General features: G+C 51.9%; 16 protein-coding genes. 5 read left to right on the plus strand and 11 right to left on the minus strand.

Annotation, left to right across the window (positions count from 1 at the left end):
* Positions 1 to 23 precede the first annotated feature (23 nt).
* Positions 24 to 920, minus strand: a complete 897-nt coding sequence (locus BUB30_RS17765) for an oxidoreductase (RefSeq protein WP_073136508.1) — start codon at positions 918 to 920, stop codon at positions 24 to 26.
* Between the two features lie 155 nt (positions 921 to 1075).
* Here BUB30_RS17765 and BUB30_RS17770 point away from each other — a divergent pair, with 155 nt between their 5' ends.
* The gene (locus BUB30_RS17770) at positions 1076 to 1585 is read left to right on the plus strand and encodes a metallophosphoesterase family protein (protein ID WP_073136510.1); all 510 of its coding nucleotides are present in this window, start codon (positions 1076 to 1078) and stop codon (positions 1583 to 1585) included.
* 69 nt (positions 1586 to 1654) lie between these two features.
* Here BUB30_RS17770 and BUB30_RS17775 read toward each other — a convergent pair whose 3' ends face one another.
* The 6 genes from BUB30_RS17775 to gldA all read right to left on the minus strand — a co-directional run bounded on the left by BUB30_RS17775 (position 1655) and on the right by gldA (position 7680).
* Complete coding sequence (locus BUB30_RS17775) at positions 1655 to 2125, minus strand: hypothetical protein (RefSeq protein WP_073136512.1); 471 nt, start codon at positions 2123 to 2125, stop codon at positions 1655 to 1657.
* 24 nt (positions 2126 to 2149) lie between these two features.
* Entirely contained in the window at positions 2150 to 3274 is a 1125-nt protein-coding gene (dnaN, locus tag BUB30_RS17780; RefSeq protein ID WP_073136515.1) for a DNA polymerase III subunit beta, read from the minus strand.
* A 98-nt stretch (positions 3275 to 3372) separates the two neighbouring features.
* On the minus strand, positions 3373 to 4302 hold the full coding sequence (locus BUB30_RS17785) for a DUF4340 domain-containing protein (RefSeq protein WP_073136517.1): 930 nt from the start codon (positions 4300 to 4302) through the stop codon (positions 3373 to 3375).
* A gap of 2 nt (positions 4303 to 4304) precedes the next feature.
* Complete coding sequence (gene gldG, locus BUB30_RS17790) at positions 4305 to 5990, minus strand: gliding motility-associated ABC transporter substrate-binding protein GldG (protein WP_073136519.1); 1686 nt, start codon at positions 5988 to 5990, stop codon at positions 4305 to 4307.
* Positions 5984 to 6712: a gliding motility-associated ABC transporter permease subunit GldF gene (gene gldF, locus BUB30_RS17795; RefSeq protein WP_073136520.1), complete on the minus strand. Its 729-nt coding sequence runs from the start codon at positions 6710 to 6712 to the stop codon at positions 5984 to 5986. The genes gldG and gldF overlap by 7 nt, the downstream gene beginning before the upstream one ends.
* 38 nt (positions 6713 to 6750) lie before the next feature.
* Positions 6751 to 7680: a gliding motility-associated ABC transporter ATP-binding subunit GldA gene (gene gldA, locus BUB30_RS17800; protein ID WP_073136522.1), complete on the minus strand. Its 930-nt coding sequence runs from the start codon at positions 7678 to 7680 to the stop codon at positions 6751 to 6753.
* 838 nt (positions 7681 to 8518) lie between these two features.
* On the opposite strand from gldA, the gene BUB30_RS17805 reads away from it, so the two are divergent.
* Both BUB30_RS17805 and BUB30_RS17810 read left to right on the plus strand, forming a co-directional pair.
* Entirely contained in the window at positions 8519 to 9964 is a 1446-nt protein-coding gene (locus BUB30_RS17805) for a redoxin domain-containing protein (protein WP_073136524.1), read from the plus strand.
* Positions 9965 to 10149: 185 nt separating this feature from the next.
* A complete protein-coding gene (locus BUB30_RS17810; protein WP_073136526.1) occupies positions 10150 to 10620 on the plus strand; it encodes a hypothetical protein in 471 nt (156 codons plus the stop codon).
* A 141-nt stretch (positions 10621 to 10761) separates the two neighbouring features.
* Here the strand turns inward: BUB30_RS17810 and BUB30_RS17815 are convergent, their stop codons facing one another.
* The gene (locus BUB30_RS17815; protein ID WP_245804122.1) at positions 10762 to 11130 is read right to left on the minus strand and encodes a winged helix-turn-helix transcriptional regulator; all 369 of its coding nucleotides are present in this window, start codon (positions 11128 to 11130) and stop codon (positions 10762 to 10764) included.
* Between the two features lie 91 nt (positions 11131 to 11221).
* Here BUB30_RS17815 and BUB30_RS17820 point away from each other — a divergent pair, with 91 nt between their 5' ends.
* Complete coding sequence (locus BUB30_RS17820) at positions 11222 to 11905, plus strand: VOC family protein (protein ID WP_073137379.1); 684 nt, start codon at positions 11222 to 11224, stop codon at positions 11903 to 11905.
* On the opposite strand, the gene BUB30_RS17825 is transcribed toward BUB30_RS17820, so the two are convergent.
* On the minus strand, positions 11902 to 12336 hold the full coding sequence (locus BUB30_RS17825; protein ID WP_084138209.1) for a DUF6194 family protein: 435 nt from the start codon (positions 12334 to 12336) through the stop codon (positions 11902 to 11904). The genes BUB30_RS17820 and BUB30_RS17825 overlap by 4 nt on opposite strands.
* 241 nt (positions 12337 to 12577) lie before the next feature.
* Here BUB30_RS17825 and BUB30_RS17830 point away from each other — a divergent pair, with 241 nt between their 5' ends.
* Positions 12578 to 13207: an endonuclease III domain-containing protein gene (locus BUB30_RS17830; RefSeq protein ID WP_073136528.1), complete on the plus strand. Its 630-nt coding sequence runs from the start codon at positions 12578 to 12580 to the stop codon at positions 13205 to 13207.
* A 69-nt stretch (positions 13208 to 13276) separates the two neighbouring features.
* Here the strand turns inward: BUB30_RS17830 and BUB30_RS17835 are convergent, their stop codons facing one another.
* Positions 13277 to 13759, minus strand: a complete 483-nt coding sequence (locus BUB30_RS17835) for a cytochrome P460 family protein (RefSeq protein ID WP_073136530.1) — start codon at positions 13757 to 13759, stop codon at positions 13277 to 13279.
* Between the two features lie 279 nt (positions 13760 to 14038).
* Positions 14039 to 15799 carry a PQQ-dependent sugar dehydrogenase gene (locus BUB30_RS17840; protein WP_073137382.1) on the minus strand — a complete coding sequence of 587 codons (1761 nt, stop codon included), beginning with the start codon at positions 15797 to 15799 and terminating at the stop codon, positions 14039 to 14041.
* Positions 15800 to 15836 lie beyond the last annotated feature (37 nt).

Genomic DNA, 15836 nt, shown 5'->3' on the forward strand with positions numbered 1-15836 from the left:
GCGCCTCTGCGGGTTTAAAGTCTCTAACGTTTATCGATAGCCTTTAAGTTCATCAACGTCTTACCAGCTTCTGTTTGCAGGAAGTTCACGGCGTCGTCGGCATCGGTGGAAACGGTTACGGGCAGCCATTTTTCGAATTCGGCCTTACGTAAATCATCTCCCATTTTTACAATGCCGGCGGCTTCACTGCCCAGCACCAGGTGCACCGGAGGCTCGGGATGATCAACGAGGTCGATCATGGCCTGGGCGGCTTTGTCGGGGTCGCCCATGGGTACAAAGCTGCCGCTGGTCAAAAAGCTACGTGCCCGGTCGACGGTGTCTTCATAGCCTTCCAGTGGTGGGGCAAAGGTCATGGAGGGTCCAGCCCAGTCCGTCCGGAAGCCACCGGGCTCCACGCTGGTCACGCGGATGCCGAGCGGCGCCACTTCTTTTGCCAGCGCCTCGCTGAATCCTCCTAAACCAAACTTGGCGGCCTGGTACATGCTCAGACCCGAACCGGCCACGCGTCCGCCAACCGAACTGATCTGCAAAATCCTTCCGGAACGTTGCTTCCGCATATAGGGCAGCACGGCGCGCGATACTTCGATGGGTGCATATAAATTTATATCCAGCTGACTGTGCACCTGCTCGTCGGTAAAGGCTTCGGCTGCACCAACAATGCCCACGCCGGCATTGTTCACCAGCACATCGATCCTTCCAAAGCGGGCGATCGTTTCGGATACTGCGTTACGGATCTCTTCGTTGCTGGTCACGTCCAGCTTTATGGCGAGGATCTTTCCCGGATATTTTTCTACCAGGTCGCTCAACTGCTTCGGGTCCCTGGCGGTGGCGGCCACTTTGTCGCCGTGGGCCAATACGGCTGTTGTCAGGCTGCGTCCCAATCCGCGGGAGCTGCCGGTGATAAACCAAACTTTTGTCATGATGTTGTTTTTTTTGTTGAGACAAAGGTATGGGAGGGGCCAGGCCCGTTGTTTTGTTGATCAGCTCAAGTTGCTTTGTTAAAAAGATCATGTCGGGGCATCAAAGGCCACGCACGTCACTGCGGCATTTATCCGGCAAATATTATTTTAGCGTCATGAAAATCGGTCTGCTGTCGGACACACACAATTATCTCGACCCCAAGGTCTTTTCGTATTTCAAGGATTGTGACGAGGTGTGGCATGCCGGCGACATCGGCGATCGCTCCGTGATCGAGCAACTGGAAGCCTTCAAACCCGTGCGCGCCGTTTTCGGCAACGTCGACGACAAAGTGCTGCAAACCGACTATCCCGAGGATGTGCGCACCACCATCGAGGGCGTCAAGATATGGATGACGCACATCGGCGGTGCACCGCCAAATTATAATCCACGCATCAAGAAATTTCTGAATATCGATCCGCCCGATGTTTTTATCTGCGGCCACTCCCACATCCTGCGCATCAAGCGCGATCCGAAATACAACAACATGCTTTATGTCAACCCGGGGGCTGCGGGCCAACATGGGTTTCATTTGGTGAAGACCATTGTGCGGTTTGAGATCACGGCCGGGAAAGTTCAGAATATGGAAGTGATCGAGTTGGGCAAACGTGGGGCTATCGTTGCATAGCGAGACGCGCGTCGTGCGTTCCGACGAGCGTTTACAGCGAGATCAAATGTCTTAGATCAACAAGACGTACTAGAATCGATACGTCAATCCCACCCCATTCTGGGTAAAGTTAAACGCAGTCTGCGTTTCGAGGTAGCGTTGGTATTTCTTGTTTCCTTTGGTCCAGAGAATGATGCCGGGAACCGTGAGACCCACTCCCGCCACCACGCCGAGCACTCCCATGGCTTGATCCATTTCGCCGTCGGTGTAGGTTGAGCCGTTGTTGGTGTTCACATGCGTCTGACCCGAGGTAGGATCCGCCGTGGAAGCGATGATCGCTCCGGCGATGATCAGGCCGCTGCCGCAAATGGTCATGATCGTACCCGCACCACGCATGCGCAATCCCGGAGGCTTGCTGGCCTCATAGGCAATGCGCATCGTCTTTTTTTGGATCACGGGACTCACTACCGCTGTGCTCCCGGCTGCGCCGAGCGCGCGGTACTGGGCATGTCCGGTAGCCCATACGCTGAGCAGGACAATCAAAGCCAGGCAACGTTTCATAACTATAACAAGCTGGTTAAGCGCTTATACGTACTGGTTCAGCATCACCGGCATCACCAGCATGAGGATGTCTTCGGCGTCGTCTTTTTCGGCCGGAAGGATCACCCCTGCTTTGTTGGGGGCCGACATGGTCAGTTTGATCTTGTCGGAATCCATATTGGTGAGCATTTCGATGAGGAACTTGGCATTGAAACCGATCTCGATGTCTTCGCCTTCATGCTCGCAGCTGAGGCGCTCGTTGGCTTCGTTGGAGAAATCCAGATCTTCTGCGGAGATCTGCAATTCGCTGCCAGTGATTTTCAAACGCACCTGGTGCGTGGTCTTGTTGGCGTAGATGGAAATACGTTTCAGGGCACCCAACAGGTCGCTGCGCTCGATGGTCATCTTGATGTTGTTCACCGTAGGGATCACGTTGTCGTAGTCCGGGAAACGCTCGTCGATGAGGCGGCAGATCATTTTGATGTTGCCAAACTTGAAGTAGGCGTTCGACATGTTGAAGTTGAGGCTCACTTCGGTGTTCTCCGAAGGCAAGGTCGCTTTCAACAAGTTCAGTGCTTTACGGGGAATGATGATGGAGTTGCCGTTCTCGGATTTCACATCCGATCTTCTGTAGCGCACCAGGCGGTGGCCGTCGGTGGCAACGAAGGTTGTATTCTTATCGCCGAGGTTCACATACACGCCGGTCATGGCGGGGCGAAGCTCGTCGTTGCTGGTAGCAAAGATGGTGTTGTTCACGGCGCGGGCCAGCACTTCGGTGCTGATCTCGGCGGTGAAGTCGTTCGATACCGACGGCACTTTGGGGAAGTCGGTAGCGTTTTCGCCGGAAAGTTTATAGCGGCCGTTGTCGGAGATGATCTCTACGCTGTAGGTAGATTCGTCGATCGAGAACGTAACGGGCTGTTCGGGAAGGTTTTTGAGGGTATCCAGCAAGATGCGGGCGGGCACGGCGATGCTGCCTTTTTCTTTGGATTCAACCTGAAGTTCGGTGATCATAGACGTCTGCAGGTCCGAAGCCGTCACCGTCAGGCCGCCTTTCTCCAGCTCGAAAAGGAAATTTTCAAGGATCGGCACTACGGGGTTGGTGGTGATCACGCCGTTAATATTGGAGAGTTGCTTAAGCAGGTAAGCAGAGTTTACAATAAACTTCATTCGAAAGAGTGGTTGGTTTTTAAAGCGGGGTAAAGTTAGAAAGAAAACCGAAAAATAAAACCGCCCTTTTTGGTCAAAAAGGTGCTTCTGATCCGGTCCTATTTTCCAAAGAAATGGCGGGGCCGCAGAATGGGAATCACCTTATCCTCAGCGATTAACGCCCACTGTTCTCCATCGATCAACCCCTGGAACGGCCCGTGCACTGCACGTGGCGCATAGAGGCTCAAAACGTATTCTTTCTTGCCAATGTCCTTCACCCGCACGGTCATCACCGCAGGCGTTTGCGAAAGACTGTCCAGAACGCCGCTGGCGGGCACAAACTCGTCGACTGTCAAAAGTGAAACGGCATCCAGGTAGTCGTTCAGTTTCGTGGTGTCGGCCTGCGAAAGGCCCTGGACGGTAAAAAAGCGGTCTTGCAAGGCCACGGCAAAATTATCGGAAGGCTTCGAAGGAAACTCCGTCTCCAAGCGTTGGAAATTGCGCCAGTTAAAGCCAAACACAAGTTTGTTGCGCCAGCCGCTTTCGGGCAATTCAAAAATTCCCGCCACATAAACGCGATAACCGGGAATGGTCACCAAATAGGGCTCGCCGTTTTCTTTGCTGAAATACGTTTGATTTTTTGCCTGGATCCCCCCGGAATAAAACGTTTCCACCGGTTTTCCCCCGGCCTGCAACACGATCTTCACACCGCGATCTTTCACCAAAGCACTCACCGAATCTTTCAAAGCTGCTGCCACGGGTCGTTTGGGTTCTGCTTGCAACAGGGTGGCCAGCAGCACTTCGATCATGTTGCGGTCGGCGTCGTAGCGGTCGTTCACTTTCCAGCGGCTGCCGTTGTATTTTAGTTGCACGCTGCCGGTTTTGGACGTTAGCGTCACCGCTTCGATGGTTTTCAGGTCGTAGCCTTTGAAAAGATTCTTGTCCACCTCGAACGTGCGCTCTTCGCGGGTCAGCCATGCGGTGGCGACGGTGGCCACCACGAGCACCACCAACAGGATCAACAGCCGTTTATTTCTTTTTTCCTGCATCGCTAGAACTTGGCAAATTTTTTCTTCCTCCAATACGCACGAAAAACGCCATAGGCGATCAAAAGCAAAATGGGAACCACCAGGTTTATCACTTGCCACTTTGTGCGCTCTGCGGTCACCTTCGTTTTATCCAGGGGCCGGATCGTCACCCGCTTGTTGCGGGCTTGGATCAGGCCATCGTCCTCGGCCAGGTAGGTCACGGCGTTCACCAGGAAATCGCGGTTGGCAAAGGTCTGGTTTGTGAACGGATCAAATCCCAGTGCCTGGATCTGGCGCGTGCGTGGGTTGATGTCGTTGCGCGCCAGGTCGCCGTCGCCAATCACCACGAGTTTCGTGGCCACGCCATCCGCTTTGAATCCTTGTTCGGGGGCGCCATCGGGCAACAAGCGATTTTTGTAAAGGGATGTGAATTTCCCTTCCAGCAAATAGCCCACAGCAACATCACCCTGTGAAAAATCTTCCGGCCTCACATTCTTTCGCAGTTCGTTCACACTCACTTTCACGGGGGCGGCAAACTTTCGCGAATACGGCGAGGTGGTCATCAACGGGGTCTTCCGGATGCCAGCCGCCTTCACGGTGTCCACGCTGCTCACAAATTTAGTCACCACCGCATCGAGGTTGCGCGTCATGGGATGGGTTGCATAGCGGTTCAACAAGGGAAAGAAAGGCCACTCCATCAATTGCACCTGCGGCTTCCCTCCTACTTGTCCTGTAATGATCGGGTAGAGCCCGCACGTGCGGTCCAGCACCAGATCGGGATTGATGCGAACACCGTATTTGAACAACTGATCATCCAGGCCCAACTCATAGGGCAAAGCAAAATAATTTTCACTCGAAGCGCTGTCCATGCTGGCGTTCAGCCGGTCGATGAGAAACATCACCTTGCCGCCCTGCATGATGTATTGGTCCAACGCAAATTTATCTAACGTCGAAAAAGTTGATGTCGGTTTTGCGATCACCAACACGTCTACATTTTGCAAGGACGGTGGTTGATCGAGTCGCACGCGTCCCACATCATAGGCTTCACGCAACGCAGCCTTCAGGCTGGCCACGTGCACGGAGTCAAGCTCGCCATGACCGATTACAAAACCAATTCTCTTTCTGTCCTCATTGGTGAGTTCGTGGATGGCGCTGGCCACTTCGTATTCAATTCCCTCAATGGACTGGTTGATTTCCTCCTCCGGCGTGGCCGCCTTGTTTCCCTTCAACAACATCACGCCCTTCTCACGTCCACCATAGGAGATCACCACGCCGGGAAAAATGATTTTCTCCAGACGCTGGCCGTTCTTGTTGTCAATAACGTTCGTAGGCTGTATCCCTTTCGCGGCCAGGTCGGCCATAAATTCTTGCCGGGCCTTGTCGCTCAACGCCACCCCGGGATCGGTGACGCGGTATTTTATTTTATTGTGCGAATAGATCCGGAACTCCTCTAATGTTTCCTGTATGGCTTTTTGAAAACGCGTAAAGCCCGCATTCAAATCCCCTGACAAAAAAATCTCTACATACACCTCGTCCTCCAGTGTATTCAAGATCTCCTTCGTTTGTGGCTTTATGCTGTAGCGCTTTTCCTCTGTCAGGTCCAACCGGAAAAAATAGTGCGACACCAGCAGGTTGATCAGCACCAATGCCACCACGCCGTTGGCAAACCACAGCACATCGCCCAGCTTTCTGCTTTTCCAGTTCACCATTGTCTGCTGCCCAGGATTAGTTTGGTGATGGACAGCATGAGAAAGATCACGCTGATAAAATACACGACATCGCGCGCGTCGATCAACCCGCGGCTCATGGACTCATAATGAAACAGCAACCCCAGTTGCTTCACCTGCAAAGCATTGGCCGACCAAAACTCCAAGGTCGACAACGAGTCAAAACCCGAAAACACGAGGAAGCTGAGAAACGCCGCCACGATAAACGCAACGATCTGGTTAGGCGTAATGCACGACGCAAAAATGCCCACCGCACAAAACACGGCTGCCAGCAAGGCCAGCCCGATATAGGAACCCATCACACCCGCCGTGTCGATATTGCCCACGGGGTTGCCCAGGCGATAGATAGAATAGTAATAGACCAGCGTTGGGATCAACGCAAACCATACCAGCAGCAGGCTGGCAAAATATTTTCCCAACAGAATATCCCAATCGGTCAGGGGCTTGGTGAACAGCAGTTCCATCGTGCCCGCTTTCTTTTCCTCTGCAAAACTGCGCATGGTAATGGCCGGCACCAGGAACACGAACACATAGGGGCCGACGCTAAACAGCGTCTCCATGTCGGCATAGCCATAGTCGAGCACCGACGTTTCGGGGAACACCCACACCAGCAGCCCCATGCTCAGCAAAAACACGCCGATCACCACGTAGGCGATTAGGGAGTTGAGAAAGCTGTTAAATTCCTTTGAGAGTACCTGGAGCATACCGCGGGGGTCGTGGCGCAAAAATAGATTTTATTTCCTTATGGCATAGTGGGATCCTGGGCCGTCAGCTCCCGGAAAATGTTTTCCAGCGAGCTTTCCTCCTGCTTCAACCCGATGAGCGATAAATTATTGTCTGCCGCAAAACGGAATATTTCCGGGCGCAGATCGGTCTCGCCGTCGGTGGTGATCCGGAATTTGAAACCTTCTATCACCGTCACCTGGCGCACGCCTTTGAGTGCGCTCAATTGCTGGGCCGTCACGTTCCCTTCAAATTCGGCCAGCAGGGTGGTGCCCTTGCCGTCGCGGCGCAGCAGGTTGGTCAGGGTGTCGTCGGCCACCAGTTCGCCTTTGTTGATCACCACCACGCGGTCGCAGAGGGCCTGCACTTCCTGCATGATGTGGGTGGAGAAGATCACGGTCTTGTTGCGGCTAATGTCCTTGATCAGCTTGCGGATCTCCACCAGTTGGTTGGGGTCCAGTCCCGACGTGGGCTCATCCAGGATCAGCACTTTGGGGTCGTGCAACAACGCCTGGGCCAGTCCCACGCGTTGACGATAGCCTTTCGACAGGGTTTCGATTCTTTTATTTTGCTCATTGGTGAGGCCGCAAAGTTCGATCATCTCCCGGGTGCGGTCCTTCAGTCGTGCGCCGCGCAGCCCGTAGAGTCCCCCGATAAAGGCCAGGTACTCGTGCACATACAAATCCAGGTAGAGTGGGTTGTGTTCCGGTAAATAGCCGGTGATCTGCTTCACCAACATGGGCTGTTCCACCACGTCGAATCCTCCCACCAGCACGCGTCCCGACGTCGGGGGCAGGTAGCAGGTGGCGATTTTCATGGTCGACGACTTTCCCGCGCCGTTCGGTCCCAGGAAACCCACGATCTCGCCCGTCTGCACCGTGAACGAGATGTTGTTGATGGCTTTTTGTTCGCCATAAATTTTCGTAAGGTTTTGTATGACAAGCGACATGGAGATCGTTTAAGCTGAGGCCTTGGGTTCCGACTTCAAGTTTAGAGGATTGCGCCCGGAAACGCGAACGATCGCGGCCGAAACTTTGAATTTTACCGTCAAAAGCAATCGGGCGCGATTGAAAAACGATGGCCAAACAGGATTGGCGGCCCCCCTCGTTCCTCGGGGCGGGCTATCCGTTCCAAGTCCGTCAGCACGCGGGCCTGCGCACTTCGGGCTTTCCACTACTATCCCTGGCCGGTGCAGAAGGAAACCCTCAGTGTTTGATGATAGGCTCATCGGGTTTATGATTGAAAAAAGTGTTTGCCATGAGTGTAAACCTACTCCAGTGCGGTGCACATGGTCTCCTAAGCCCGTAGGGCTTTCCCATCATAACCCCCAGTGAAACTGGGGGTCAGGGATAGGGTGTATTTCAACCCGCCTGGGCGGGTTACCCACGGCGTCCAGCACATTTAGAGGAAGAAACACTAAAAGGACGGAAGGGTCAACCAACACATATCCCCACAGAAGGGGAAACCCCTCCGGGGTTGATCATTCGATCGCTGTAACCCCGGGTTTCACCCGGGGTTATGATGGGAATGCCCTACGGGCATTTTGTTGCCGGGGATACCCTGTTCGTTAAACGATGATCCCGGGTTTCACCCGGGGCTATGGTCGGGATGCCCTCCGGGCATTTGTTGCTGGAGATACCCTGCCCGTTTGCTGGGGATGCCCTGTTCGTTAAGATGCCCTGTTCGTTAAAAAGTTGTTAATAGGGATTACTTGCGGTGGTCAGGGGGCATGAATGCATTGAATGGTATCTATAAATTATTGAAATTTGGCACCGAAATACACGATTATGCGCCTCACCGTTTTCATTACCGCTCTTTTCCTCACCACCATGGCTTTTGGCCAGGGGGGCTACCAGATAAAATTCCAGGTCACCGGCCTCAAAGACACCACCATCTACCTCGGCAACTATTTTGGGGAAAGCACCTACCTGAAAGACACCGCCAAGGTGAACAGCAAAGGCGAGTTCGTGTTCGAGGGCAAAAAGAAACTCGAACGCGGCGCCTACTTCCTGGTGCTCAACAAGATGAAGGTCATGGAAATGGTCGTCGGCCACGACCAGCACTTCAGCATGGTCACCAGCACGGAAGACTATGTAAAGAACATGAAAGTGACGGGCGACATCGACAATAAATTGTATTTCGACAACATGCTCTTCAACATGGAGCGCCACCACGAAGCCGAACCCTTCATAAAAGTCCTCCAGGACAGCACGCTGGCCGCCGACAAAAAAACCGCCGCGCGGGAAGCCTACAACAAAGTGAACGACCAGGTGACGGCCTATCAACAGGACATCATCAAAAAATATCCCCGCACCATCACCGCCGCCACCCTCAAGTCCGTCCAAATCCTCAAAGTGCCCGACGCGCCCAAGAAGCCCGACGGCTCCATAGATTCTACTTTCCAACTGCGCTGGTACCGTCAACACTTCTTCGATAACTTTGACCTGGCCGACAGTGCCCTGCTTCGCATGTCGCGACCGTTGTATCGCGACAAAGTGTTTGAATATCTCGAAAAGCTCTACGCCCCCAACCCTGACACCGTCACCAAGGCCATCGGACCCATGGTAGACAAAGCCAAGAGCAACAAGGAGACCTACAAATACATCACCTTCATCCTCCTCATGAAATACCAGCAACCCGAGATCATGGGCCTCGACGAGGTGTATGTGAACGTGTTTGACAAATATTTTGGCACGGGCGAAATGGATTTCTGGATCAACCCCAAGACCAAGAAGGACTTGAAAGAACACGCCGACCGCCTGCGCAAAAGCCTCGTGGGTCGCAAAGCCCCCAACCTCATCATGCAGGACACCAACTTCAAACCGAAGTCGATGTATGACATCAAGAACAAATACACCATCCTCTTCATTTTCGATCCCGACTGTGGCCATTGCCGCGAAGAGACTCCCAAGCTGGTGACCTTCTATAACCAGAAAAAATACAACCTTGAAGTATACGCCGTCAGCGCCGACACCTCGATGGCCAAGATGCGCGACTACATCAAAGAGATGAAAATGCCCTGGATCACCGTCAATGGGCCGCGTACGTACGTGGGGCCTTACGGCGACCTTTACGATGCTATCACAACGCCATCGTTGTATGTGATCGACGAGAAGAAAATGATCATTGGCAAAAAGATCCCGGTCGAAAAACTGGACGAATTCCTCACCCAGTACGAGAAATTCCACAAGACCAAACCGGCCGAAAAGGGGAAACCCACCACAAAGTCATAACCGGTCACCGCTGCGTACAGAATCGTACAGTGCGCCTGATTTTGGAAAGCGTGAGGGCCGAAATTGGCCCAAAAAGCGCCTTTTGTAACATTTTATAAGAATTAACAGTCTAATATGCAACTATTCACCCCTCGGTGAGTATCTATTGGAAAGAAACGTGAACCGAAACTAAACGAATATAAGTTATGGCATTCCTGGATAAACTTCTTGGCAAAAAGAAAAAGACGACACTAAAGGCGAAGTGTCCCATCACCAAAGAACCCATCGAAGAGGGCTTTGGCTTCATGCTCACAACGGCCCAGGTAGTGACTTCAAAGAAATACTGGGATATGGTAATGACCGAACCCGAGACCATGTCGTACACCGTGTCGCACTTCAAGAACCAGTCCAGCGGCACCCAAATGCGCAACATGATCTTCGAAAAATATAGCAGCATCGAAAAACCCTGGATGATCTCCGATTCCTGCATCAACCTTTTCGAACAGGTAGACAAAAGCTCGGCCCGCGAGAACGCCAAAAAATGGTGGGCCAACGAAGGCAACTTCAACCCCGAAAATTCCGGTCCCGCCACGGTGGCGCTAGACCCCAAGACATATCAGGATCTCAAAGACTACGCCGTGCTCGAAGCCGGCCGGTCAAGAATAGTTTTACAGTAGTTTTAGGTTTAGGTTAGGTAAAGAAGCCGCTCCACAAGAGCGGCTTTTTTTATATGGCAGGACGATCGCTGAAGACAAATCCTGGAGGTTAACTAAAAATAGTAGTGTAGCACATTCGTTGCGGCTACTTTCCGACGCTCATTATTTTGGCACCGCTATAGACTTCTGCTTTATCAGGTGTTTACCAAACCTATGCAATGAATCGATTACTTTTAATGATCGCTTCCCCAGTGGGGTAAGTTTGTAGGCGACGCGCGGAGGCTTCTCTTTATAAATTTTCCGGTCAATCATTCCCGTTTCCTCCAGTGCCCTCAATTGAGAGAATAACATTTTGTCCGTGATATGCGGAATCGCTTTTTTTAACTCACCATACCGGAGCGCACCTTTGCGCAACGATAATATGATGGGCATTTTCCAAGTGCCTCCGATAAACGTCATGGTTAACTCTATTGGAGTATAATAGATACGCCCCTGATATTTAAAGTCTGCCATCCCCCTAAATGTATTCATAAGTTCTCGTTGTCGTGCTTTACCTACAAAGAAGTATGTAAAATGAAATTTATTTTCACCGGAGCTATGTTTGCAAAAAAAGATCATGCAAATGAAGCAAAGAGAATGGTTACCCATTCCAGTTCTTAATTGTGGGCCCCTGGAACAAACCTTTCTATTCTGGGAGAATCTTGGGTTTACAAAAACCTATTCACAAAAGAGTCCCTACCAGTATGGCGTCATGAGACGAGGCGACTATGAGATTCACTTCCATGGCGCAAAAGATTCGGCGACCGGTGTTACATGCCTGATGATCGTTACCGGTGTAGAATCGATACACGCCGAGTTTACGAAACGCCTAAAGCAATTCTATGGCAAAGTGTCTTCCGCGGGCGTCCCGCGCATTTCACGGATGAAGCCCGGCCAGACGCGGTTTACGGTCGTCGACCCATCCCATAACGCCGTGATCTTTATCAAACGCGGCGGCGAGGACCATGAAGTTTATACGAATGCCGACCGGAAAGAATTGACTCCCCTGCAGAAATCCCTGGCGCTGGCGATTCGGCTCCGGGATTTAAAACTCGACTACCCGGCCTCATCCAAAGTAATAAGCAATGGCCTGCGCAAGGCTCGGGACGAAAAATCAATTGATTTTGCCAGGGCACTTCATGTAAAAGCGGACCTGGCACTCCTGATGCATGACGTCGATCTCCAGCAAACGACGCTAGCCGAACTGGCGAAAGTTCACTTAACCATTGAAGAACAGGAGCGCCTTAAAAAGGAATTTTCCGTCTAGACGTCCCGCTGGCGGCCCACAGCCTTTTTATAGGAAAGGGAAAGCAGGGCGTTCAACCGTGTATACGTCTCCCTTTCCGGATTGATGATGCTGATCCAGTACATACTTCCATATACCGGGTGAGGAAATAATTTGTTCTTTTCTGTAAAGTCGATCCCTGAATCGAGATACCCACCGATACCGGCCTTCGCCGCTATCGATCCAAACATCGCGGCAAATGTGCTTTTGTCAATACCAATGTTCAGACGAAAGAGCCCTCCCCTATTCAGGTTGGAAACATGGTCATACTCGTTGTCACTGGTAACAATTGTCGCAAAAGGAAATTTCTCTTCCGCCGCGTAAAAGAAAAAATAATCGCCATCCTTTTCCTGAACACGCGTTTTTTCAAAGTCGGCGGTGATCGTGTCTATTAATTCTGTCAGTTCCATCATGCGTTGTTCCTGGTTTAGATTTAAAAAATGGCCATTCGCTTGTTAACGGGACAAAGAACAAAGGGGTTGCTTACATTCAGAGAAAATTATAGCACAGGAAAACTTATCGCTGATGACAGTTGAATGTTTTCCAACATCAGGTATGGGCTAGCGACAAAAAGTATCTTTTTTGTAGAAACACCTGATTCCTTTCGCTCGCTTACTAAAATCCCTATCTTTATTCACCAAAATAAAAAAGACCATGGCTGCTGTCGATTGGCAAAAAGAAATCCAACCCCTGTTAAAAAAATACAAAGGAAAAAAACATCCGCTGGAGTATAACAACATGTATGAGCTCCTGGTGATGGTTGTGCTGTCTGCACAAGACTCCGACGCGCACATCAATAAAATCGCACCCGATTTTTTCAAGGCCTTCCCCGATATGAAAGCCCTGTCCAAAGCCGACGACACCTCGCTCTATCCCCTCATTGGCAAAGTGCGCAACTTCGGAAATAAGACCAAGTGGTTGTTGGGCATTGCGGCCCAGATCAAAGAGGATAAAAACATTCCTCAAACCTTAGAAGAACTCACCGCCCTTCCGGGCATTGGACGAAAGTCGGCCAACGTGATCATGCGCGAGTCGGGTTTGAAAGCCGAGGGCATCATTGTCGATCTACACGTGGTGAGAGTGGCTCCGCGCCTGGGGATCGCTACGGGCACCGATCCGAAGAAAATAGAAAAACAAATGATGGACGTGTTGGATCCCAAAGTCTGGGGTGAAGTGGGGATGGCCATTTCCTTCCTGGGCAGAGAAACCTGCCGCCCCACCAATCCGAAACACGCTGATTGTGTGATGAAAACAGTGTGTGCTTATTATAAGGAATCGAAATAAGCCAACAGCAGGCTGGCTAATAACACAGACACTGATCCTTGCCGGCGCAAAAAACGAAAAGCACAATTTTTATTTTCTAAACTCGCTGAACACGTGATCACTTTGCTTGAGGTGACACTGGTAGCATTTCGTGACCGTCTCGTCTGTCAGTGCCCTGGGGTCACCGTTCCCTTCAAACTGCGCGTACCCCCAGCCCCCGGTGGCCGCAAACTTAACAGCATCTTTCACCATGACATCCATGTGATCCCGCTTTCCCTCGGCAGTATAGTTATTGCTTGTGGAGGCTTCGATCACGTCAAAAACAATGATCGATCCTTCCGGGAATGTTCCGGATTCAAAACCCTGAAAGGCTTTGTCGTTGGCATACACATGATTGAAGCCGCGGTATTTCACATTGGGATGTTCCGGGCCGACGATCCCTGTTTTAATATGCGTCCACCTTCGATAACCCTCCGGGTAGGGTATCGTATTGCCCGTTGGCTCGTTGAATGTAAAACTGGTAGCACTAATAAAGGCAACAATCGCCAGGCTGATAATGTAATATCCTTTCATGTTCGTATGTTTTAATCCTTTAAAAACTGTCTTCCCTTATTTACAAGATCGCGATTTGATCGAAGGGCAGATCCCACCGCGAACGAAAGTAAAGTACAGTTTAAAACGGGAATAACAGACGACAAGATGCTGATCGGGACTGTATTGGAGAAGTTTGCCGCAAATTGGGTCACGCTGAAGATTCGAAAATCTTGCAGCGTGACCCAGCGTATGTCAGCAATCCGACCGCAGAAAAAAATTACGGATCAGTTCTTAAACATTACCAGATGCAACGATTCATTAGGGTTGTGACCGTACCGTCCGCACTTCTTCCGAAGAAACCGGTGCGCCACCGTGGGTCATTCTAACTCTTACATAGGAGAGGATTTCCGCCACCTGCTCATCGCTCAGGAAGGCATGCGAGGGCATCACGCCATCAAACGATTTGCCTCTGATCGTGATCGGGCCCGACATGCCTTTCAGCACAATTTCAATCAGTTGTTTGTTTGGCCCACTCACATAGGGCGAACCGAACAACGGGGGATAACGGTTTCCATCGCCTTGGCCGCCCGGAAGGTGACACGACGCACAATAGCGGGTATAGGCTATCGATCCGGTCGATTGTTTACCCTCGAACAGGTTGTCCTTCTTTTCGTCGGGTGTCTTCACGTTGGTGCGGTTCTTCCGTTCGTCCATTACGGCAAGCTGTTTCTCGCCGAACTCCGTCTTGTTGCCCTTGAACATGATCCTCCAGATCTTTCCCCTCACACTTTCCGTGACGTACAACGAACCATCCGGTCCCTCCGAGAGCCCCATGGGGCGCGCTTTCGCATCGGAGGTGTTGACGATGGTGTCTTGCTCTGCGAACCCATCGGCAAACACTTCCCAAGGGCCAGAGGGTTTCCCATCCTTGAAGGGCACGAAGCCAACGAAATATCCGGCTTGCGGGTAGGGCGCACGTATGGTCGATCCGTGAAAGGCTATGAATGCCCCGTTCTTATAGCGCGCGGGGAATTGATCGCCCTTATAGAAAAGGAGATCGTTGGGCGAGAAGTGTCCAGGGAAACCGATGAGGGGCATCGTCACCGTATCGGCACCCTCGTTCTTTTTGCCATCGCCGCCGTATTCCGGGTTCAGGACTTTCTTGTTCTGCAGTTGGTCGTAATAGAAGTAGGGCCAGCCGCCATTGGTGCCTTCGGTGATCCGGAAGAATTCTTCCGCGGGCAGCAACGCACTTTGGTAGGCGGTGTAGAGGTCAGGCCATGTACGGAAAAAGTCATCGCGTCCGTGTTGAACGGCGAAGAGGTTTCCGTCCTGAAAATTCCAGGCCATCGCCACCAGGCTGCGGATACCCGTAGCGTAGCGCTTCCCGTCCGCCTGGATCTGGCCGGGCTTGTTGGCATCGAACTGCCAGACACCGCCGTGAATATCGAGTTGGGGACAAGGAAGCATGCCGGGAGATCCGGGTGTTCGGTTTTCGACCTGGCACACATCGCCGGGGGCGCCAAAGGGCACATAGATATGGCCCTTGTCGTCGAAGGTGATGGGTTTGGTGATATGTTCCGTGCCGCGGGGATTTTGACGGTAGGCATCATCGATCACGATGGCCTCGGCGGCCGTGTCGGGCAAGAGTTGTCCGGGAACGAGTTTGCTTCGGTAGACCACACCGGTCGTGCTGAAATAGATATAGCCATTGTAAATGCGCATCGCGGTGCTGTAGGAGCCCCGGTCCTTGTAGTTGCCAAAGTATTTTATAATATCGGCTTTGCCGTCGCCGGTGGTGTCGCGAAGGGCTACGGCGCCGCCCCGCTCTGTCGTGCCCCGGAGTTTCACGTAGATATCACCGTTTTCGTTGACCGCCAGGTGCCTGGCTCTTCCCAGGCTGTCCACCACGACCACCGCTTCGAAGCCGTCGGCCATGGTGAGTTTCCCATTGTCAGGATCGCCTTTTGGAACAGTGGTTGCTGCATCATTTTGTTTACACTGGCTGCAGAGCAGGATGGTCATGCCGGCAACGGCATAGGCTATACGCCGGCTGTTTAGAAAAAAGAATCGCTTCATAAATAGGTTTGGAAGTATCTGGATTTTCATTTTGTAA

Source organism: Chryseolinea serpens, from assembly GCF_900129725.1.
Lineage (GTDB): Bacteria > Bacteroidota > Bacteroidia > Cytophagales > Cyclobacteriaceae > Chryseolinea > Chryseolinea serpens.